This window comes from Pseudomonas sp. 29, from assembly GCF_002754355.1.
Lineage (GTDB): Bacteria > Pseudomonadota > Gammaproteobacteria > Pseudomonadales > Pseudomonadaceae > Aquipseudomonas > Aquipseudomonas neuropathica.
Genome location: NZ_PEEY01000001.1, coordinates 2,667,056 through 2,686,630 on the forward strand (window position 1 = coordinate 2,667,056; position 19,575 = coordinate 2,686,630).

The window sequence follows — 19,575 nt, forward strand, 5'->3', positions numbered from 1 at the left end:
GCTCGCTCCCACAGGTTTTTTGTCGCTTGTTACTGCGCGGTGGCTTTGAGGCCGGTGAGCAGCAGGCGTTGGAAGAGGTCTTCTTTCAGGCCTTCCGGGTTTGTCAGCTGCATGCGTTCGAGGTGTTCGGGGTATAGCGATGCCTCGGGCGCATCGAGGGCTGCTTTGCCGAGATCGAGGATTTCGGTGAGTTTGAATTTGCTCTTCAGCCAGTTCAGCGCCCGCAGCAAATCCCGTTCGATCGCAGTGAAATCACAGCCCAGCGGATACTCCGGAAACAGGTTCGGATGCCGTGCGGCGATCGCCTGCAGACGCTGCGGTGTGTTATCGGCAAAGCGTGGGTCGAGGCGGAAATCTTTTGGCAGCTTGCCGACCTTTTGCGCTTGCTCGATCAGCCCCTGCTGGAAGCGCGAGTCACTAATGTTCAGCAGCGACTCGATCACTACTGCGTCGGCTTTGCCGCGCAGATCAGCGATGCCGTACTCGGTCACGACGATGTCGCGCAGATGCCGTGGGATCGTGCAATGGCCGTATTCCCAGACGATGTTGGAACTGACGTCACCACCGGATTCGCGCCAGCTACGCAGGATCAGAATCGATCGGGCATCGTGCAGCGCGTGGCCCTGCGCGACAAAGTTGTACTGCCCGCCGACACCGCTGAGTACCCGTCCATCCTCCAGTTGATCCGCCACACCGGCACCGAGCAAAGTCATGGTGAACACGGTGTTGATGAATCGCGCGTCAAGACGCTGCAAGCGCTTGAGCTCTTCCTGCCCATACAACTCGTTGATGTAACTGATGCGGGTCATGTTGAATTCGAGGCGTTTGCTCTGCGGTAACTCACGCAGGCGCTCATAGAAGCTGCGCGGACCAAGGAAGAAACCGCCATGCACCGAAATCCCGTCAGTCTGCGCGGCCTCGTCGAGGGTGCCGGCGTTGGCCTGTTCCTGCGTCGGTACATCGGGGTAGACCTTGCGCCGAATGATCCCGGCATCAGCCAGTACCAGCAGGCCGTTGACGAACATTTCGCTGCAACCGTACAGGCCTTTGGCGAACGGCCCGGTGCCGCCTTCGCGGTTGATCAACTGCGCCCATTGGCTGAGGTTGATGTCGTCGAGCAACGCTTGATAGCCGGTATTATCGGCTTGGCGCGCCAGCAAAGCGGCAGTCAGCGCATCGCCCATCGAGCCGATGCCGATCTGCAATGTACCGCCGTCGCGCACCAGCGTGCTGGCGTGCAAGCCAATGAAATGATCCTGAAAACCCACCGGCATGTTCGGCGTGGAAAACAGCGTGCTGCTGTCTTTCGCGTCGATCAGCAGGTCGAAGGTGTCGATATCGACTTCGGCATCACCGGGCATGTACGGCAGATCGGTGTGCACCTGACCGACCAGCAAAATGGTCTCCCCGGCGTGGCGGCGCTTGGCGATCATCGGCAACAGGTCGAGGGTGATGTCCGGGTTGCAACTCAGGCTCAGACGGTCGGGGTGTTCGCTGCTGCTGGCCAGTAATTGCGCCACCAGATTGAGCCCGGCGGCGTTGATGTCGCGCGCGGCGTGGCTGTAGTTGCTGCTGACGTAATTCTGCTGGGCCGGCGCGCTGTTGAGCAGGCTGCCGGGCTGCATGAAAAACTGCTCGATACGGATGTTGGCGGGCAGGCTGTCGCGGTGCAGGTCGGCGAGGAAATCGAACTCCGGGTAGTCACCGAAGACGCGTTCGACGAAGGGTTCGATAAAGCGTTTTTGCAAACCATCGCCCAGGTTCGGCCGGCCGAGGCACAGCGCGGTGTAGATCGTCAGTTGCCGCTCGGGCAGGCCTTTGATCCGTCGGTACAGCGCGTTGACGAAGTGATTGGGCTTGCCCAACCCCAGCGGCATGCCCATGTGGATATGCGCCGGCAACCGCGCCAGCACGTCGTCCACCGCCTGTTCGATCGAACACAACTGCACCATCTGAAGCCTCCTGCCCGTTCCGTGAATAGGGGTAGACCGAGCTTGCCGGGGATTTACTTCCGAGGGAAGGCAATTAATGCGAAAAAAACGTGAAGTAGGCGAGTGCAGTGCTTGGCGCAACCACACCCAGAGAACTTTCAACAATAACAATGAATTAACAACACCAAAAGAATCATCGCACAAGCCCGTGACTTCTTTCCTACATTGGCTCGAATTTAATCACGCAGAACTTCAGGACACTTCTGAATTGAAGTTATCTGAGTCACAGCTAGCATTAAAAACGTAACACTTCATTAGCAATCAATACTTTTAGGCCAAACATAAACTTATAAGGAAAAATTATGGAAATCGACTTCTTAGCAATCCGTAGTGCGAGGGCACACATTCTAAATTCAAGCGCACCTATTTCAACGCTGGCAATTCAAGCATTCAGCAACTTAAGCGCAGCCAGCAGCGGTTCGCGACCATGCACTAGTTGTTGCTCACAATGTTGGCAAGGGTGCTGCTACGCGACTTACATGTAGTTATGAGCCAGGGGCGGTCAATACGTGCCGCCCCTTTCAATTACTTTAGGATTTTTTTACATTGAAAACGCCGATTGAGTTTTTAACTGAACCCTTGAACTCGCACCGAAGCCTGACCACAGACTGCCCGCTATGGCCATACCTGTCTTACTATATTTACCACATCGAAAATAAACTTCCAAAAACATCCGGAAGCGCCTTGGAAACTCAGTCAGTTATTATCAGCGGTTTCGCAACAAACCTGGCAGCGAGAATTACCAACGCAGCTAATAACGTTTTAATCACCGAAAAACAAATATTTGAAAAATCCATCATCGGCAGAGAGATGGAAACCTCCTCTTACTACAAGTTAGTTAGCGAAAATAAAAGCTATCTCACCGACATCATTAAAGCTTATCCAGAGCTAGATCGAGTCCTCACCAAAATATCACAAAATTTTGTCGAATTTACATTACAGTTTTTTACTCATTTAAAAGAAGACAGACAGGAGATTAACGAAGTATTCAATATTGGGTCTGACGTCAACCTCTCCGCTATTGATGTCGCGACTAGCGAAACGCATTACGGATCGAGGACCGTTTGCACGCTTTCCTTTAACTCCATAAAAATAATTTACAAACCAAGAAATCTTAAACTTGAAGCGGAAGCTTCCGGTTTTCTACTGTCTTTGAGCAGTGCCGCAGGCACTGACTTTTGCGAATGGAAAATACCAATTTATTTGGTGAAAAAAGAACATGGATGGTCAGAGCATACACCTCAAAAGCAGGCAGAAACTGAAGAAGAGGTACATCAATACTTTAAAAGAGCAGGATTTTTATTAGGTTATTGCACGGCCTTTATGGCTGCGGACATTACCTCTGACAATCTGATTGCGCATGGATCAAGCCCTATACCCATTGATCTGGAGACAATTTTTTACAGCACCTTAAACATTGAGACAATCCCGAGAGAAGTTCGGTGGAACGTTACCCAAACAAGTATTCTTCCGAATTGGACTTGGAAAGGCACCGATGGTATCGGTGTAGACTTGAGTGCGCTGGGTGGATTATCAGAGCAATATGTCAGCCTAAACCTGTATCAACACTTAGAAGACGAAACTGGTCACAGTCAATTTGGCATGGACGGAGTTAAAATATTCCCAAATCAGAATGTTTTATATCTTAACGAGAAACCGGCGCAGCCGTGGGACTACGAAAATCAAATCATTGATGGCCTAACCACTCTATTTTCTATATTGAACAATGCGCAACCGTCAATTATCGAAACAATTAAATCTTTTAGAGGCCGACAAAACAGGTATATCCCCAGACCGACCGCGACATATCACTACGCCATTCAATGTTCCCTGCATGCAACCTTAATGCGTTGCACTGACAAACGAACGGCCTTCCTGGAAAATATCCTTAATAACGACACAGCTCCCGCGATAGGCTTTCTCAACGCGGAGGTCTCAGCTTGCTTGGATCTGGACATACCTTTTGCTCGAGGACAAGCCGGTGTTCTTGAGTTCTACGAACCCGGTTACAGCGGTTCAGGGCACCTCGATAGTAAAGATTATATAAACGGAATAGACAACAGTATCCAATACATCAAAACCTTGGACAAAAACAGAATTGCATTTGAAGAGAAACTAACTTCAAACACCCTTTTAGCAATGAAAAACATGTATGAACACGGAAATAAACTCACGGACCACTCCTTCAAACAACACGACGATGTGAGAGATCCCCGTTATTCAAATACAGACGAGATCATTAACAAAATCAGGACATCATCGGAAATCAACGCATGCTTGATCAATGAACTGTTACGCACCGAAATTTCAAGTAATGGGCTCTGGCTAGGATTTCACTCATCACCAGGTGGCTATATGGAGTTCTCGGAGTTAGGAGATGACTTCTACTACGGATTGTCTGGTATTCTTTATGGCTGCGTAGTGGCGGCCAGTCATAGCAGCGCCATAGATAAAGCTCTGGTAACTGAACTACTAAATCATTGCCACAGTAGAATAGTTAAAAAACTGACAAATAAGGGTACGCACTTAGGGGGCTTTCACTTCGGTCTATCGTCCGCAATCGTTCCGCTCCTGATAGGCTTAAATTATTTCGACGATGAAAGGCAGAGCCAACTACTACAGCTGTATAAAAAATATGTTGAAGACGTACTGGGAGAACCATGGTGGCAAAAATATTTTTGGGGCTCTGACTTTCTTTCTGGAATGTTCGGCACTCTAAATGTACTCACGCTATTATTCGATCTTACTAAAGATTTATCGTTTTCCGATTTAGCCAACTCCTTATACAAAAAAATAGAGACCGAACTCACCTTTATATCTGGAAGCAAACTACCCACATTCGACAATGCAATCACAACGAGAAGCGACGCTTTATTGAGTGGCCTGTCTCACGGAATAATGGGGTGCGCATACTCATTATTTTACTTTAATAAACTTATCGCAAAAAAAGATTCAATCCACGAATTATTCCTAGGCTTTTTGTCTTGGGAGCTTAACGAATATGATGATTCAATTGAAAATTGGCGCGACTACAGAAAACGCTCGGAATCAAGCGCCGGTGAGTTTGCGTGGAGCCACGGTTTACCTGGTAATTATTTGGCGATCAGTTATTTCGCAAACAATGGAGTACAGCCTGCGCTAGATTTCTTGGAAAAACACCCACCAAAAGCCGCATTCTCATATTCGAATCTCGAAAAACGAAAGAGACCCGTCAATGACTCTTTATGTCATGGCGCTTATGGGATTCTGAATATCATGAAAAAGATCTCACCGGAATCGTTGCTCGACCCACAAGTTTTTCTATGGTCGAACATCGTTAACTTAAGTGAACAAAATTCGAGAATCTTGAGAACAAAAACTGCCGATCCATTAGGATTATGGATCGGACGCGTGGGTTCACTACTTGGCTCTATTGGCTTGACTGACCGTAACTACGAGTTTCCATTTCTTCCGCACCAAATGGAATTTATCAAACCATGAAAAGCAACCTAATACTTTGCTGCTTTGGCCTAGGCATCTCAGTTCTAACAAGCGCATCGCCCTACCTAATCGGCAGTTCAATTAATTTTTACCTATCCCAAGACCGCTCATATTTATATGCACTCGCAGGCGCTTCGCTTCTTATCATCGCGACGCCCCCCTTGAAACTAGCAGCCAACATTTATCTACAAAGGACTGCTGCCAAGACAAGATATATTCTGAAAAGGACAATTCTAACGCACCTGCGAAGCAAGGCAACCACATATAGGGAAAACCCAGGTGAGCAGATCGAACTTATCGACCGTGATGTTGACGGCTCGATATATCTATACCATTCGGTATTCTTTGACACCTCACTCAACTTCAGCATAATAATCTTCGCGCTGATTATAACTGCTCAGTATCATCCTCTTCTGGTGCTCGCCCCCCTTAGCGGCCTGCTATATGCCTCAGCTGCATATTTTATAACCCGGAGAAAGAGCGACACCCTTTTTGAAGAATACGTCCAAGAAAACACCGTTATAATCGGGACAATCTGTGCGCATGTATGCGATGCCAAACCGTACAACGACAGAGTCAAGCTGGACATCAAAAAAATTGAGCGCCTCGCTTTTCGTTCAAACCTGAAGGCATCTTTTTTCGAATCAATTTCAGGCACATGTTACTTGGTAGCGATAGTTTTTTTATTCTTGATATCCGCTCATTTAATAAGTGAAAGCGCTTTGACAACAGGCGCTATCTTTGCCTCAGCCATCTACCTTGAGCGTGTGCTCAGCCCAACAATGTCACTTATATCCATTTACTACTCAAGCAGAGAGGCCTCTTATCGCCGTAATCGAATTCTGAGCTATAAACTACAGCTCGGGAGGCGCTGAATTATGCTTATGTGCTTGCGAAAAAACGGGGCATTATTTTTGTTTTCAACAGTATGCCTGAGTTTAGCAGCTGCATGTCAGTTGCTAATACCTTCGATCGTGGCAGAGGGACTTACAGCTCTCAGTAGTGGTGCTGTCAGCACTAATCTGTATTTCCTTCTCACCGCTATTTTTTTATCCAAACTCGCGACTCAAACTCTGGGCAGCTCCATGGCGGCGCTCATGGAAGCGAAATCTCGCTTTTCACTCATCAATTTCATTGTGCATGATGAAAGACCTCGCCCGTTAAGCTCTCGCGTGACGATGATCAAAGAAGATGCCGAGAAAATTGCTTCAGTCCTTCATGACTTAATTCATCTGGCAGGATCTTGTATTTTGACCTTTGCCACAGCCTATATCTTACTTCGTGAAAACGCTTATTTTCTCATCCCCTTGATATTTATTACGACATTGACTTGTGTGCAGTTGAAATTTGCAAAACCACAAATCCAGAGTCTGTATAAAGACGAAATGAGCAATGAAGACCTGTACAAGGAATCGTTAATCAGCACTTTCAGCACACCCACAATTGATGAGCAAAGTTTTCAATCACTTATCAGCAATAGCAATGGATGTTTGAGCAACACAATACAAGCACGTTACAGATATCAAAAAGCCAACGCAATTCAGTGCTTCTGGCCGGAGATGGCTATCTCGGCCGGGACAGTATCAGTCATCATTTTTAGCGCCACTGCGACGCCGGAGTTATTCGGCGAGCGTCTTATTGCTTATCTTGGTTACGTCGGAATTTTTACCATGGCCAGCACGAGTTCGATAAGACTTGGTATAACAATGATTGGAGTAAAGGTATCCGTCGGTAGAGTATTCAGGGGGCACCAATATGAATGATTTATTCATTCAGCAGATACGCCTTAAGTCAGACAGAGTTGCGGCTCATTTTCTACGCGGCCTTTTTCCGCTTCAATTCAATAACAGAATTACCGTATTTATCGGAGAAAACGGTTCTGGAAAATCCACCCTGCTTGAAGCACTTGCCATCAAATTGGGATGCAATCCAGAAGGCGGTGGGAAAAACTTCAATTTCTCGACTGAGAACACCCATTCGAAACTGTACGAAACCCTGACGCTTTCAAAAGGCTACCGAAGGGAGAAGGACGTTTTTTTCTACAGAGCAGAAACCTTCTATAACTTGAACACTGCGATCCGCAAGCTTGATGCAGAGGGGAGCTTTGATCCCGAAATAAAGACCTATTACGGCGGCGTGGATATGCATTGCATGTCGCACGGTGAAGCAATGGAGGCGCTGTTTCAAAACCGATTCAAAGCCCAGGGACTGTACGTTCTCGATGAACCGGAAGCGTCGTTATCCCCATTGAGGCAATTAGTGTTTATCAACCGAATGATGGAGCTGGCACGCAAGGGCGCACAGTTCATCATCGCCACTCACTCACCTCTCATTATGTCGATCCCGGGATGTGATCTGAGACAGATATCGGAAGGGCGCTCCGAACCAATAACTCCGGCAGATACTGATGCTTATGCTGTGTACAAAGCCGTACTTAATTCTTCCGGTGCCTTTATCGCGAAAAGCATGCAGTGATGCTGCAGACACAAAAAAACCGTCCGAAGACGGTTTTTTTCGCCAGAGACGCGGCTTATTTCAGGCCAGACATCTTCTGGATCGCGCCCTTCAACTCATCATCCGAGCAATCGGCGCAGGTGCCTTTCGGCGGCATCGAATTGATACCGGTGATGGCTTTGGCGAGGATGCCATCAAGACCACCCTGATGATCAGCACGCTCTTTCCACGCTGCGGTGTCACCGATCTTCGGCGCGCCCAACAACCCGGTACCGTGGCAAGCATTGCAATGCTTGGCAATCACCTCATCCGGGGTTTTCGCCCCGCCACCGCCGCCTGCGGAAGCGGCAACTTCCATCCCCTTGCATTCCTGACCTTGTACACACACCTGGCCAACCGGCTCCAGGCGTTTGGCAATGTCGTCATTCGTCGCAGCTTGAGCGCTGACAGCCCAGAGGGCCAGTACGGTTGCTGGTGCGGCCAGCATTTTCATAATTAGGTTCACGCGTTCACCCTCAATGGTGGCTATTCACGCCTGCGGCCACGGTTCGCAGGCGGGCGGAAGTATAGCGGGTAGCCCGCCACACTGAAACAACCCCATAGTCGAAGGGGTTATACCGCACGGTAGATAAACGGTCCGGATGCCTTTGCCGCCATGGCTTGGCACCTCTTTGTTAAAAATTCGCCGGCGTGGCTGCGCTGATTAGTCGCGCAGGCGCGTCGAACGGATTACGAAAACGGTGCGGCTTGGTACTTTCAAAGTAGTAGCTGTCGCCGGCTTCGAGAATAAAAGTTTCCAGACCCACCACCAGTTCCAGACGACCTTCCACCAGAATCCCGGTTTCTTCGCCTTCATGGGTGAGCATTTCTTCGCCGGTGTCGGCACCCGGTGGGTAGATTTCGTTGAGGAAGGCGATGGCGCGGCTGGGGTGCGCGCGGCCGACCAGTTTCATGGTCACGGCGCCGTCGGAAATGTCGATCAGCTCGTTGGCCTTGTAGACGATCTGGGTCGGGACTTCCTGCAGGATTTCTTCGGAAAAGAACTCGACCATCGACATGGGAATCCCGCCCAGTACCTTCCTCAGCGAACTGATCGAAGGGCTGACGCTGTTCTTTTCGATCATCGAAATGGTGCTGTTGGTGACGCCCGCGCGTTTGGCGAGTTCACGCTGGGAAAGCCCTTTGAGCTTGCGGATCGATTGCAGTCGTTCACCGACGTCCAAGGCGGGAGCCTCCTGATGTTGTAAGAATATTGAGCGTTATCATGGCGACAGCGTTCAGTATTTACAACACTTGGCCCCCGCAGCGGCGTCAACCCTCGGAATAGAGCCTTGGCACCCGACGCAGGTTGCAGAAGATCTGGTACGGAATGGTGTCCGCCCACTGCGCCACTTCGCTGGCGAGGATGTTTTTACCCCACAGCTCAACGCTCGAACCGAGGCCAGCTTCAGGCACATCGGTGAGGTCGATGCAGAGCATGTCCATCGACACGCGACCGAGAATCCGACTGCGTTTACCCGCCACCAGTACCGGCGTGCCGGTCGGCGCCTGACGCGGGTAGCCATCGGCATAACCCATCGCCACCACGCCGACGCGCATCGGCTTGTCGGTGATGAATTTGGCACCGTAGCCGATCGGCTCACCGGCGGACAGTTCACGGACGCAGATGACTTTCGACTCCAGGGTCATCACCGGTTGCAGGCGATCAGCCACGGCGTTGGCCTCCTCGAACGGGGTCGCGCCGTAGAGCATGATGCCCGGACGCACCCAGTCGCTGTGAATCTGCGGCCAACCGAGCACGGCCGGCGAGTTACGCAGGCTGACTTCCGCCGCCAGGCCCTGACGCGCCGCTTCAAACACCGCGACTTGCTCGGTGCTGCTCTGCGCGTGCAGCTCATCGGCGCGGGCGAAGTGGCTCATCAACACGATCTTCGCCACTTTGCCGCTGGCCAGCAGACGCTGATAGGCCGCCGGATAGTCCTTCGGATGCAGACCAACGCGATGCATGCCCGAATCAAGCTTCAGCCACACGGTGATCGGCTTGCTCAGTGTTGCCTGCTCAATCGCTTCGAGCTGCCACAGCGAATGCACCACGGTCCAGAAATCATGCTCGACAATCATCGCTAGCTCATCGGCTTCGAAGATGCCTTCGAGCAACAACACCGGGGCCTTGATGCCGGCCGCGCGCAACTCCAGCGCTTCTTCGATGCAGGCGACGGCAAAACCGTCGGCCTCGGTTTCCAGTGCCTGGGCGCAACGCACCGCGCCATGGCCGTAGGCGTCCGCCTTGATCACCGCAAGCGCCTTGGCGCCAGTGACTTCGCGGGCAATTCGGTAGTTGTGGCGCAGGGCTTCTAGGTCGATCAGGGCACGGGCAGGACGCATGGCAGCAGACTTCTAGGCGGTCATGGGAAGAAAAACCGGCGCCGACTGACGACGTGAACCGCCAACAGCGCCGGGAGAGGGATCTTTACAACGGTTACGGCAGCGCGGCGACGATGGAAATTTCCACCAGAATGCTCGGTTTGGCCATTTTCGCTTCGACGGTGGCACGGGCCGGGGCGGCGCCTTTGGGCAGCCACTGGTCCCACACCGAGTTCATCCCGGCAAAGTGTGCTTCGATGTCGTTCAGGTAGATGGTCGCCGACAGCAGATGCTGTTTGTCGGTGCCAGCCAGATCGAGCAAGCGCTCGATATTGGCCAGTACCTCGCGGGTCTGCTGCTCAATCCCGGCGTCGAAGTCGTCGCCGACCTGCCCGGCCAGATACACGGTGCCGCTGTGGCTGACGATCTGACTCATGCGCTCATTGGTGAGCTGGCGCTGGATTGACATGTTTTGCGGACTCCTGGGTCTTGTTGCCGTAACGGGAAATATCGAGGCCTTCGGCACTGATCTGTGGCTTTTTCTTCGCCATCAGATCGGCCAGCAAACGACCGGAACCGCACGCCATGGTCCAACCGAGCGTGCCGTGACCGGTGTTGAGGAACAGGTTCTTGAACGGCGTAGCGCCAACGATCGGGGTGCCGTCCGGGGTGGTCGGACGCAGGCCGGTCCAGAAGCTCGCCTCGGCCAGATTACCGCCCTGAGGATAAAGGTCGTTGACGATCATCTCCAGGGTTTCGCGGCGGCGCGGGTTCAGCGACAGGTCAAAACCGGCGATCTCGGCCATGCCGCCAACGCGGATGCGGTTGTCGAAACGGGTGATCGCGACCTTGTAGGTCTCGTCGAGAATAGTCGACGTCGGGGCCATTGCCGGGTTGGTGATCGGCACGGTCAGCGAGTAACCCTTGAGCGGATACACCGGCGCCTTGATGCCCAGCGGCTTGAGCAGTTGCGGCGAGTAGCTGCCGAGCGCCAGTACGTAGCGGTCAGCGGTTTCCAGCTTGCCGTCGATCCACACACCGTTGATGCGATCACCGGCGTAGTCGAGTTTCTGGATGTCCTGACCGAAACGGAATTCGACACCGAGTTTCACGGCCATTTCGGCGAGGCGCGTGGTGAAGATCTGGCAGTCGCCGGTCTGGTCATTCGGCAGGCGCAGGGCGCCGGCGAGGATGTCAGTGACACCCGCCAGGGCCGGCTCTACGCGGGCAATGCCGGCGCGGTCGAGGACTTCAAACGGCACGCCGGATTCTTTCAGCACAGCGATGTCTTTGGCGGCGCCATCAAGCTGTGCCTGAGTGCGGAACAATTGAGTCGTGCCGAGGCTGCGGCCTTCGTAGGCGATGCCGGTTTCCGCACGCAGTTCATCGAGGCAGTCGCGGCTGTACTCGGACAGACGCACCATGCGCTCCTTGTTCACCGCGTAACGGCTGGCGGTGCAGTTGCGCAGCATCTGCGCCATCCACAGGTACTGGTCGATGTCGGCGGTGGCTTTTATCGCGAGAGGGGCGTGGCGCTGCAACAGCCACTTGATCGCCTTCAGCGGCACGCCCGGCGCGGCCCACGGCGAGGCGTAGCCCGGCGATACCTGGCCAGCGTTGGCGAAACTGGTCTCCATGGCCGCGGCTGGCTGCCGGTCGACCACCACCACTTCAAACCCGGCACGGGCCAGATAGTAAGCACTGGCGGTACCGATGACGCCGCTACCCAAGACCATTACGCGCATTTTTGTATCCCTCATCGCGGCAGGGCCGCGTACGTCTGTTGTTAGAGCAATGATGGGCGCAGTGTAAAAAAGAAATGCCAGTGCTTTTCACTATATAAGCGCCTATATTTGGCGACAATTCTCGGCAAAAACCCTTTTCACGGAGGCGCATCCCCTATGCGTACCAACACTCAGACCAAACGTGAGCTGGACAAGATCGACCGCAACATCTTGCGGATCCTGCAGGCGGACGGGCGGATTTCCTTTACCGAACTTGGGGAAAAGGTCGGCCTCTCCACCACGCCCTGCACCGAACGGGTACGGCGCCTGGAGCGTGAAGGGATCATCATGGGCTACAACGCCCGGCTGAATCCGCAGCATTTGAAGGGTAGCTTGCTGGTGTTCGTCGAGATCAGCCTCGACTACAAATCCGGCGATACTTTCGAGGAGTTCCGACGCGCGGTGCTGAAATTGCCGCATGTACTGGAATGTCATCTGGTGTCAGGGGATTTCGACTATCTAGTGAAAGCGCGGATTTCCGAGATGGCCTCGTACCGCAAGCTGCTCGGTGACATTCTGCTGAAGCTGCCGCATGTGCGCGAGTCGAAGAGTTATATCGTGATGGAAGAGGTGAAGGAGAGCTTGAGCTTACCTATTCCGGATTGAAGATCGCTGGCGCTCCATTCGCGAGCAGGCTCGCTCCCACAGGGAAACGCATTCCAAATGTGCGAGCGAGCCTGCTCGCGATGGCGTCGAATCGGTTCCGAGTGAACGCGTTAAACCAACACCTGCCGATTCGCCGCCATGTACTCGAATATCTGCTTCTCCACCCGCGGATGAATCAACTCCACCGGGCGCCGCTCATTCGGACAAGGCAAGGTCTTGGTCGTGCCGAACAAACGGCAAATCAACGGCCGCTCTTCATACACCGTGCAGCCGTTCGGCCCCAGGTGCACACAGTTCAGCTCTTCCATCGCCGCATCTTGCTCGGCGCGGGTCTTGCGTGGCAGGCGGGCCATTTCTTCCGGCGAAGTGGTCACCGGGCCGCAGCAATCGTGACAGCCGGGCACGCACTCGAACGAGGGAATCTGCTGGCGCAAGGTGCGGATTTTCTGGCTGTTGCAGCTCATTGCAGCGATGACCGAGGAGGAATAGGCGGCAATTGTGCCGCAAAAGCCGAGATCCAGACACCGCAGGCCGACCAATGTTGCCCACGTTCGGGCGTGCGGCTTATGCTCCGTCAAATTTTCTCGACACTTAGCCGTTGGATGACGCCTATGACTGCCCGCGCTTTCACCTCCGCGAGCCAACCCCACGTTGCCTCTTACTACGCCGCCAGCAGCCTGCCGCAGCCCGATCACCCGGTGTTGCAAGGTGACGTGCTGGCCGACGTCTGTGTGGTCGGCGGCGGCTTTTCCGGATTGAACACGGCGCTGGAACTGGCCGAACGCGGCCTCAGCGTGGTGTTGCTGGAAGCGCACAAGATCGGTTGGGGCGCCAGCGGTCGCAACGGCGGGCAGCTGATTCGCGGGGTCGGTCATGGTCTCGATCAGTTCACCAACGTCATCGGTGCCGACGGCGTGCGCGAGATGAAACTGATGGGCCTGGAAGCAGTGGAAATCGTTCGCCAGCGCGTCGAGCGTTTTCAGATTGCCTGCGACCTGACCTGGGGCTATTGCGACCTCGCCAACAAACCGTCCGACCTCGAAGGCTTTGCCGAAGACGCCGAAGAACTGCGTGGCCTTGGCTATCGCTACGAAACCCGCTTGCTGCAAGCCCACGACATGCACACGGTGGTCGGTTCCAAACGCTATGTCGGCGGCTTGATCGACATGGGCTCCGGGCATCTGCATCCGCTGAACCTGGCCTTGGGCGAAGCAGCAGCAGCGCAGCAACTGGGCGTGAAGCTGTTCGAACATTCGGCAGTAACCCGTATCGACTACGGCCCTGAAGTGAAGGTGCATACAGCGCAAGGCTCAGTGCGCGCGAAGACGTTGGTGCTGGGCTGCAATGCCTATCTCAACGATCTGAACCCGCAACTCAGCGGCAAAGTCCTGCCCGCCGGCAGCTACATTATCGCCACCGAGCCGTTAAGCGAAGCGCAGGCGCACAACCTGCTGCCGCAAAACATGGCGGTCTGCGATCAGCGTGTGGCGCTGGATTACTACCGGCTCTCGGCGGATCGCCGCCTGCTGTTCGGCGGTGCCTGCCATTACTCGGGACGCGACCCGAAAGACATCGCGGCGTATATGCAGCCGAAGATGCTGGAAGTATTCCCGCAACTGGCTGGCGTGAAGATCGATTATCAGTGGGGCGGTATGATCGGCATCGGCGCGAACCGGTTGCCGCAGATTGGCCGGCTCAATGATCAACCAAATGTGTATTACGCACAGGCGTACTCCGGGCACGGGGTGAATGCCACGCACCTGGCGGGCAAATTGCTCGCCGAGGCGATCAGCGGGCAGCACAGCGGTGGCTTTGATCTGTTCGCCAAGGTGCCGCACATCACCTTCCCGGGCGGCAAACATTTGCGTTCGCCGCTGTTGGCGTTGGGGATGTTGTGGCATCGGATGAAAGAGTTGGTCTGATGGTTTTGCAGTGAATTTGAAGGTCCAATCGCGAGCAGGCTCACTCCTACAGTTGAAATGCGTTCCCCTGTAGGAGTGAGCCTGCTCGCGATGAGGCCCAAAACGACCATACAGATCTCAGATCCGCCAGAAAGGCTTCAACCCCTCCTCCTGCGCTTGCTCACGCGTCAGCCCGATGTCCTTGAGCTGATCCGCCGTCAGCGCCAGCAACGCCTTGCGCGTGTGCAGACGATGCCACAACAGACTCCAGCGACTCAGGCCGGACGGCGCATTGCGCATGATCTCATTGCGCGCACTGTCCTTCTGCCCTGCCGCCAGTTCCTGACCGTGTAACGTCAACCGCACATCGCTCAAGCCGTTCATTTTCAATGCTCCTGTTTACTTGGGTAGCCAGAGATTCCATGATGCGCGGGCGAGCAAAACCATTACAGATTCAAAGACACTGTATTAACTCCATACAGATTTGCCGCTTTGTCGACTGAATTGTCGATTTTTGCGAGATCTGTACTGGTTTATCGAATCACCGCACCGAGGCAGCGCCATGACCCTTTATGTAAACCTCGCCGAATTGCTCGGCACGCGCATCGAAAACGGCTTCTATCGCCCAGGGGACCGGCTGCCATCGGTGCGCGCCTTGAGCGTCGAACACGGGGTCAGTCTGAGCACGGTGCAACAGGCCTATCGCGTGCTCGAAGACAGCGGCCTGGCCACGCCGAAACCCAAGTCCGGCTACTTTGTGCCGGTCGGCCGCGAACTGCCGGAGCTGCCCGCCGTCGGCCGTCCGGCGCAGCGCCCGGTGGAGATTTCGCAGTGGGATCAAGTGCTGGAGTTGATTCGCGCGGTGCCGCGCAAGGATGTCGTGCAACTGGGTCGTGGCATGCCGGACATCAGCTCGCCGACGATGAAGCCTTTGCTGCGTGGGCTGGCGCGGATCAGCCGCCGTCAGGACATGCCCGGTCTGTATTACGACAACATCCACGGCACTCTCGAACTGCGCGAACAGATCGCTCGACTGATGCTCGACTCCGGCTGCCAGTTGAGCGCCAGCGATCTGGTGATCACCACCGGTTGCCACGAAGCGCTGTCTACCAGCATCCACGCGATCTGCGAACCGGGCGACATTGTCGCGGTGGACTCGCCAAGCTTTCATGGCGCCATGCAGACCCTCAAAGGCCTGGGCATGAAAGCCCTGGAAATTCCCACCGACCCGCTCACCGGGATCAGCCTCGAAGCGCTGGAACTGGCACTGGAACAATGGCCGATCAAGGTCATCCAGCTCACGCCCAACTGCAATAACCCGCTCGGCTACATCATGCCGGAGTCGCGCAAACGCGCCCTCCTCAACCTCGCGCAGCGCTTCGACGTAGCGATCATCGAGGACGATGTGTATGGCGAACTGTCCTACACCTACCCGCGCCCTCGCACGATCAAATCCTTCGACGAAGACGGCCGTGTGCTGTTGTGCAGTTCGTTTTCCAAGACCCTGGCGCCGGGGCTGCGCATTGGCTGGGTCGCGCCGGGTCGATACCTTGAACGGGTGTTGCACATGAAATACATCAGCACCGGCTCGACCGCGCCGCAACCGCAGATCGCTATTGCCGAATTTCTCAAGGCTGGCCATTTCGAACCGCATTTGCGGCGCATGCGCACGCAATACCAACGCAGCCGCGACCTGATGATCGATTGGGTGACCCGCTATTTCCCGGCAGGTACCCGCGCCAGCCGGCCGCAAGGCAGCTTCATGTTGTGGGTCGAATTGCCGGAAGGTTTCGACACCTTGAAACTGAATCGTGAGTTGCACGACCAAGGCGTACAGATTGCCGTCGGCAGTATCTTTTCCGCCTCAGGCAAGTACCGCAATTGCCTGCGGATGAACTACGCTGCCAAACCGACAGCGCAGATCGAAGAGGCGGTGCGCAAGGTCGGCGCGACCGCTGTCAGATTGCTGGCGGAAGCCGACTGACCTTTTTCCAGAGAACCGCGTCCATATGCCGACCCTTGCCGCCAACCGGAATGATCCTACGTGAGCTTCAGACAGCCCCTACTCGCTTTGCTGTTACTCGCCTCGTTCCTGAGCGGCTGTGCCAGTCTCGATGTCCCGCGCGAGCCAAGTCAGGCGTTACCGGCAGCTGATTCCAGCTTCGGCCGTTCGATTCAGGCGCAAGCGGCGCCCTATCAGGGCCGCTCGGGTTTTCGCCTGCTGTCCAACAGCAGCGAGGCGTTCACCGCCCGCGCCGAGCTGATTCGCAACGCCCAGACCAGTCTCGATCTGCAGTACTACATCGTCCATGACGGCATCAGCACGCGAATGCTGGTGGAGGAACTGCTCAAGGCTGCCGATCGCGGCGTGCGCGTGCGCATTCTGCTCGACGACACCACCAGCGACGGTCTGGACCAGATCATCGCCACGCTGGCGGCGCATCCGCAGATCCAGATCCGCCTGTTCAACCCGCTGCATCTGGGCCGCAGCACCGGCGTCACCCGCGCGGCGGGCCGCTTGTTCAACCTGTCGCTGCAACACCGGCGCATGCACAACAAGCTGTGGCTGGCGGACAACAGTGTGGCCATCGTCGGCGGGCGCAATCTCGGTGACGAATATTTCGACGCCGAGCCAAACCTGAATTTCACCGACATCGACATGCTCAGTGTCGGGCCGGTGGCCGAGCAGCTCGGGCACAGTTTCGACCAGTACTGGAACAGCGCCCTGAGCAAACCGATCGACGAATTTCTCTCCAGCCGACCTACCGCCAAGGACCTGCAGAACACCCGCACACGTCTGGAAGAATCGCTGGAGGAAACCCGCAAACAGAATCACGCGCTGTACCAGCAGTTGATGACATTCAAGACTGCGCCGCGCATGGATATCTGGCGCAAAGAGCTGATCTGGGCATGGAATCAGGCGCTGTGGGACGCGCCGAGCAAGGTGCTGGCCAAGGCTGAACCGGATCCGCAATTGCTGCTGACCACGCAGTTGGGCCCGGAGTTGAAAAACGTCAGCAAAGAACTGGTGATGATCTCGGCCTATTTCGTTCCGGGCCAGCCGGGACTGGTCTACCTGACCGGTCGTGCCGATGCCGGCGTCTCGGTAAGCCTTCTGACCAACTCGCTGGAAGCCACCGATGTGCCAGCGGTGCACGGCGGCTATGCGCCGTATCGCAAAGCGTTGCTGGAGCATGGCGTGAAACTGTATGAACTGCGCCGTCAGCCTGGGGATAACTACGGCAGTGGCCCGCATGTGTTTTACAGCAAATCGTTTCGCGGCTCTGATTCAAGCTTGCACAGCAAAGCGATGATCTTTGATCGGCAGAAGTCGTTTATCGGCTCGTTCAACTTCGACCCGCGCTCGGTGTTGTGGAACACCGAGGTCGGGGTCTTGGTCGACAGTCCGGAGTTGGCCGAGCATGTGCGTGAGCTGGCCTTGCAGGGGATGGCGCCGGCGCTGAGTTACCAAGCGAAATTGCAGGATGGCCAGATCATTTGGGTGACCGAAGACAACGGCCAGCTGCACACGCTGACCAAGGAACCGGGGAGCTGGTGGCGGCGCTTCAACGCATGGTTCAGCACCACTGTCGGCCTTGAGCGGATGCTTTAAAAAGCAAAGATCGCAGCCTGCGGCAGCTCCTACAGTTGAAATGCATTCCCCCTGCAAGAGCTGCCGCAGGCTGCGATCTTTTGACCTTAAGCCGTTTGCACCGTACCGAATGCACCTTGCCGCATCAGCAGAATCACCAGTCCAAACGCCCCAACCGCCATCAGCAGCGGCAACGCATGTCCGCTGATCCACTGACTGCCCGCCCCCGCCATCAGAGGCCCGATCAGACAGCCAACCCCCCACAGCTGCGCAATATGTGCATTGGCCCGCACCAGTGCATCGTCACGATAACGCTCGCCAATCAGGATCAGTGACAGGGTAAACAGCCCGCCGGCGCTGGCACCGAACAGCACCCACAGCGGCCAGATCAACAGCGTGTCGATCAACATTGGAATCGCCAGGCTCGACAGCATCAGGATCACTGCGCACCCAGTGAACAGGGTGCGCCGCGACAGATAATCGGCCAGCGCACCAATCGGCAGTTGCAGCAGCGCATCACCCACCACCACCGTGCTGACCATCGCCAGCGCAATCTCGGCAGTGAAGCCCTGTTGCAGGCAATACACCGGCAGTAACGTCAGGATCATCGCCTCGAATGCGGCGAACAACGACACCGCCCAGGCAATCGCCGGCAACTCACGGGCGAAGCCCCACAACTCCTTGAACGTTACGCTGCTGGCTTCACTGCTCGGAGCACCGCTGCGGCCCAGCAAAAGCAATGGCGACAGCAACAGCAAAGCGACACCGACCCAGAAACCATAATCATGCTCGGTACCCAGCGCGCCCAACAGCAACGGACCCGACAGTTGGCTCAACGCATAGCTGCTGCCATACAGCGCCACCAGCCGCCCGCGCCAGTTCTCGACCACCAGTTGATTGATCCAGCTCTCGCCGAGGATGAACACGATGGTCAGGATCACCCCGATCATCAGCCGTAGCACCAGCCAGATCGGGTAGCTCGGCAGCAACGCCAACAGACCGATCGACAGCGCACCGGCCCACAGGCACAGGCGCATCAGGTTCGCCGTGCCGAAACGTGCCGCCAGATGGCTGGAAATCTTCGCGCCCAACAACACGCCAATCGCCGGCATCGCCGCCATCACGCCGATGGCAAAGGAGCCGTAGCCCCAACCTTCGAGGCGCAACGACACCAACGGCATGCTGACCCCCAGGGCCAGGCCGACACTCAAGACAGACGCCAACACGGCGAAATACGTCGCCCACCGCATGTTCCACGCTCCTGTGGATTATTTTTATGTGCACCACAAAACCAATGTGGGAGCGAGCTTGCTCACGAATACGGTTTCACATTCAGCAGATCTGCTGACTGATACACCGCTTTCGCGAGCAGGCTCGCTCCCACAGGGATCTGCCTCGTCTGG

At 55.2% G+C, this 19,575-nt stretch carries 17 protein-coding genes; 8 read left to right on the top strand and 9 right to left on the bottom strand.

Annotation, left to right across the window (positions count from 1 at the left end):
• Positions 1-29: 29 nt before the first annotated feature.
• Positions 30-1,952, bottom strand: coding sequence for an acetyl-CoA hydrolase/transferase C-terminal domain-containing protein (locus CLU80_RS12505; RefSeq protein ID WP_099757502.1), 1,923 nt, complete (start codon positions 1,950-1,952; stop codon positions 30-32).
• Positions 1,953-2,537: 585 nt separating this feature from the next.
• On the opposite strand from CLU80_RS12505, the gene lanM reads away from it, so the two are divergent.
• From lanM to CLU80_RS12525, 4 genes are read left to right on the top strand one after another with little or no spacing between them, the layout of a single operon-like run.
• The gene (gene lanM / locus CLU80_RS12510) at positions 2,538-5,471 is read left to right on the top strand and encodes a type 2 lanthipeptide synthetase LanM (RefSeq protein ID WP_099757503.1); all 2,934 of its coding nucleotides are present in this window, start codon (positions 2,538-2,540) and stop codon (positions 5,469-5,471) included.
• Entirely contained in the window at positions 5,468-6,346 is an 879-nt protein-coding gene (locus CLU80_RS12515; RefSeq protein ID WP_099757504.1) for a 6TM ABC transporter family protein, read from the top strand. Before lanM ends, CLU80_RS12515 begins: the two co-directional genes overlap by 4 nt.
• 3 nt (positions 6,347-6,349) lie before the next feature.
• Positions 6,350-7,234, top strand: coding sequence for a 6TM ABC transporter family protein (locus tag CLU80_RS12520; RefSeq protein WP_099757505.1), 885 nt, complete (start codon positions 6,350-6,352; stop codon positions 7,232-7,234).
• The gene (locus CLU80_RS12525) at positions 7,227-7,946 is read left to right on the top strand and encodes an AAA family ATPase (protein WP_099757506.1); all 720 of its coding nucleotides are present in this window, start codon (positions 7,227-7,229) and stop codon (positions 7,944-7,946) included. The genes CLU80_RS12520 and CLU80_RS12525 overlap by 8 nt, the downstream gene beginning before the upstream one ends.
• A 55-nt stretch (positions 7,947-8,001) precedes the next feature.
• On the opposite strand, the gene CLU80_RS12530 is transcribed toward CLU80_RS12525, so the two are convergent.
• The 5 genes from CLU80_RS12530 to dadA form a co-directional block, all read right to left on the bottom strand.
• Complete coding sequence (locus tag CLU80_RS12530; RefSeq protein WP_016985831.1) at positions 8,002-8,418, bottom strand: c-type cytochrome; 417 nt, start codon at positions 8,416-8,418, stop codon at positions 8,002-8,004.
• A gap of 181 nt (positions 8,419-8,599) precedes the next feature.
• Positions 8,600-9,148, bottom strand: a complete 549-nt coding sequence (locus tag CLU80_RS12535; protein ID WP_007920393.1) for a cupin domain-containing protein — start codon at positions 9,146-9,148, stop codon at positions 8,600-8,602.
• Positions 9,149-9,236: 88 nt separating this feature from the next.
• Entirely contained in the window at positions 9,237-10,310 is a 1,074-nt protein-coding gene (gene alr, locus CLU80_RS12540) for an alanine racemase (RefSeq protein WP_099757507.1), read from the bottom strand.
• Between the two features lie 94 nt (positions 10,311-10,404).
• Entirely contained in the window at positions 10,405-10,758 is a 354-nt protein-coding gene (locus CLU80_RS12545) for a RidA family protein (protein WP_099757508.1), read from the bottom strand.
• A complete protein-coding gene (gene dadA, locus CLU80_RS12550) occupies positions 10,730-12,034 on the bottom strand; it encodes a D-amino acid dehydrogenase (RefSeq protein ID WP_099757509.1) in 1,305 nt (434 codons plus the stop codon). Before dadA ends, CLU80_RS12545 begins: the two co-directional genes overlap by 29 nt.
• Positions 12,035-12,190: 156 nt before the next feature.
• On the opposite strand from dadA, the gene CLU80_RS12555 reads away from it, so the two are divergent.
• Positions 12,191-12,679, top strand: coding sequence for an Lrp/AsnC ligand binding domain-containing protein (locus CLU80_RS12555; RefSeq protein ID WP_003177284.1), 489 nt, complete (start codon positions 12,191-12,193; stop codon positions 12,677-12,679).
• A 110-nt stretch (positions 12,680-12,789) separates the two neighbouring features.
• Here CLU80_RS12555 and CLU80_RS12560 read toward each other — a convergent pair whose 3' ends face one another.
• The gene (locus CLU80_RS12560; protein ID WP_064389779.1) at positions 12,790-13,143 is read right to left on the bottom strand and encodes a YkgJ family cysteine cluster protein; all 354 of its coding nucleotides are present in this window, start codon (positions 13,141-13,143) and stop codon (positions 12,790-12,792) included.
• Positions 13,144-13,290: 147 nt separating this feature from the next.
• Between CLU80_RS12560 and CLU80_RS12565 the strand changes: the two genes are divergently transcribed.
• Positions 13,291-14,601 carry an NAD(P)/FAD-dependent oxidoreductase gene (locus CLU80_RS12565; protein ID WP_099757510.1) on the top strand — a complete coding sequence of 437 codons (1,311 nt, stop codon included), beginning with the start codon at positions 13,291-13,293 and terminating at the stop codon, positions 14,599-14,601.
• Between the two features lie 117 nt (positions 14,602-14,718).
• Here the strand turns inward: CLU80_RS12565 and CLU80_RS12570 are convergent, their stop codons facing one another.
• The gene (locus CLU80_RS12570) at positions 14,719-14,964 is read right to left on the bottom strand and encodes a DUF1127 domain-containing protein (RefSeq protein ID WP_095049332.1); all 246 of its coding nucleotides are present in this window, start codon (positions 14,962-14,964) and stop codon (positions 14,719-14,721) included.
• A 178-nt stretch (positions 14,965-15,142) separates the two neighbouring features.
• On the opposite strand from CLU80_RS12570, the gene CLU80_RS12575 reads away from it, so the two are divergent.
• Together CLU80_RS12575 and CLU80_RS12580 are read left to right on the top strand one after the other, a co-directional pair.
• Positions 15,143-16,564, top strand: coding sequence for an aminotransferase-like domain-containing protein (locus tag CLU80_RS12575; RefSeq protein WP_093429671.1), 1,422 nt, complete (start codon positions 15,143-15,145; stop codon positions 16,562-16,564).
• Between the two features lie 60 nt (positions 16,565-16,624).
• Positions 16,625-18,193, top strand: a complete 1,569-nt coding sequence (locus CLU80_RS12580; RefSeq protein ID WP_093429670.1) for a phospholipase D family protein — start codon at positions 16,625-16,627, stop codon at positions 18,191-18,193.
• An 86-nt stretch (positions 18,194-18,279) separates the two neighbouring features.
• Here CLU80_RS12580 and CLU80_RS12585 read toward each other — a convergent pair whose 3' ends face one another.
• The gene (locus tag CLU80_RS12585; protein ID WP_099757511.1) at positions 18,280-19,422 is read right to left on the bottom strand and encodes an MFS transporter; all 1,143 of its coding nucleotides are present in this window, start codon (positions 19,420-19,422) and stop codon (positions 18,280-18,282) included.
• Between the last annotated feature and the right edge of the window lie 153 nt (positions 19,423-19,575).

Bases quoted from the DNA above. Each gene is read 5' to 3' on its own strand.
- CLU80_RS12505 (WP_099757502.1), bottom strand. From the start codon at position 1,952: ATGGTGCAGTTGTGTTCGATCGAACAGGCGGTGGACGACGTGCTGGCG.
- CLU80_RS12515 (WP_099757504.1), top strand. From the start codon at position 5,468: ATGAAAAGCAACCTAATACTTTGCTGCTTTGGCCTAGGCATCTCAGTT.
- CLU80_RS12520 (WP_099757505.1), top strand. From the start codon at position 6,350: ATGCTTATGTGCTTGCGAAAAAACGGGGCATTATTTTTGTTTTCAACA.
- CLU80_RS12525 (WP_099757506.1), top strand. From the start codon at position 7,227: ATGAATGATTTATTCATTCAGCAGATACGCCTTAAGTCAGACAGAGTT.
- CLU80_RS12530 (WP_016985831.1), bottom strand. From the start codon at position 8,418: ATGAAAATGCTGGCCGCACCAGCAACCGTACTGGCCCTCTGGGCTGTC.
- alr (WP_099757507.1), bottom strand. From the start codon at position 10,310: ATGCGTCCTGCCCGTGCCCTGATCGACCTAGAAGCCCTGCGCCACAAC.
- CLU80_RS12545 (WP_099757508.1), bottom strand. From the start codon at position 10,758: ATGTCAATCCAGCGCCAGCTCACCAATGAGCGCATGAGTCAGATCGTC.
- dadA (WP_099757509.1), bottom strand. From the start codon at position 12,034: ATGCGCGTAATGGTCTTGGGTAGCGGCGTCATCGGTACCGCCAGTGCT.
- CLU80_RS12555 (WP_003177284.1), top strand. From the start codon at position 12,191: ATGCGTACCAACACTCAGACCAAACGTGAGCTGGACAAGATCGACCGC.
- CLU80_RS12560 (WP_064389779.1), bottom strand. From the start codon at position 13,143: ATGAGCTGCAACAGCCAGAAAATCCGCACCTTGCGCCAGCAGATTCCC.
- CLU80_RS12565 (WP_099757510.1), top strand. From the start codon at position 13,291: ATGACTGCCCGCGCTTTCACCTCCGCGAGCCAACCCCACGTTGCCTCT.
- CLU80_RS12570 (WP_095049332.1), bottom strand. From the start codon at position 14,964: ATGAACGGCTTGAGCGATGTGCGGTTGACGTTACACGGTCAGGAACTG.
- CLU80_RS12575 (WP_093429671.1), top strand. From the start codon at position 15,143: ATGACCCTTTATGTAAACCTCGCCGAATTGCTCGGCACGCGCATCGAA.
- CLU80_RS12585 (WP_099757511.1), bottom strand. From the start codon at position 19,422: ATGCGGTGGGCGACGTATTTCGCCGTGTTGGCGTCTGTCTTGAGTGTC.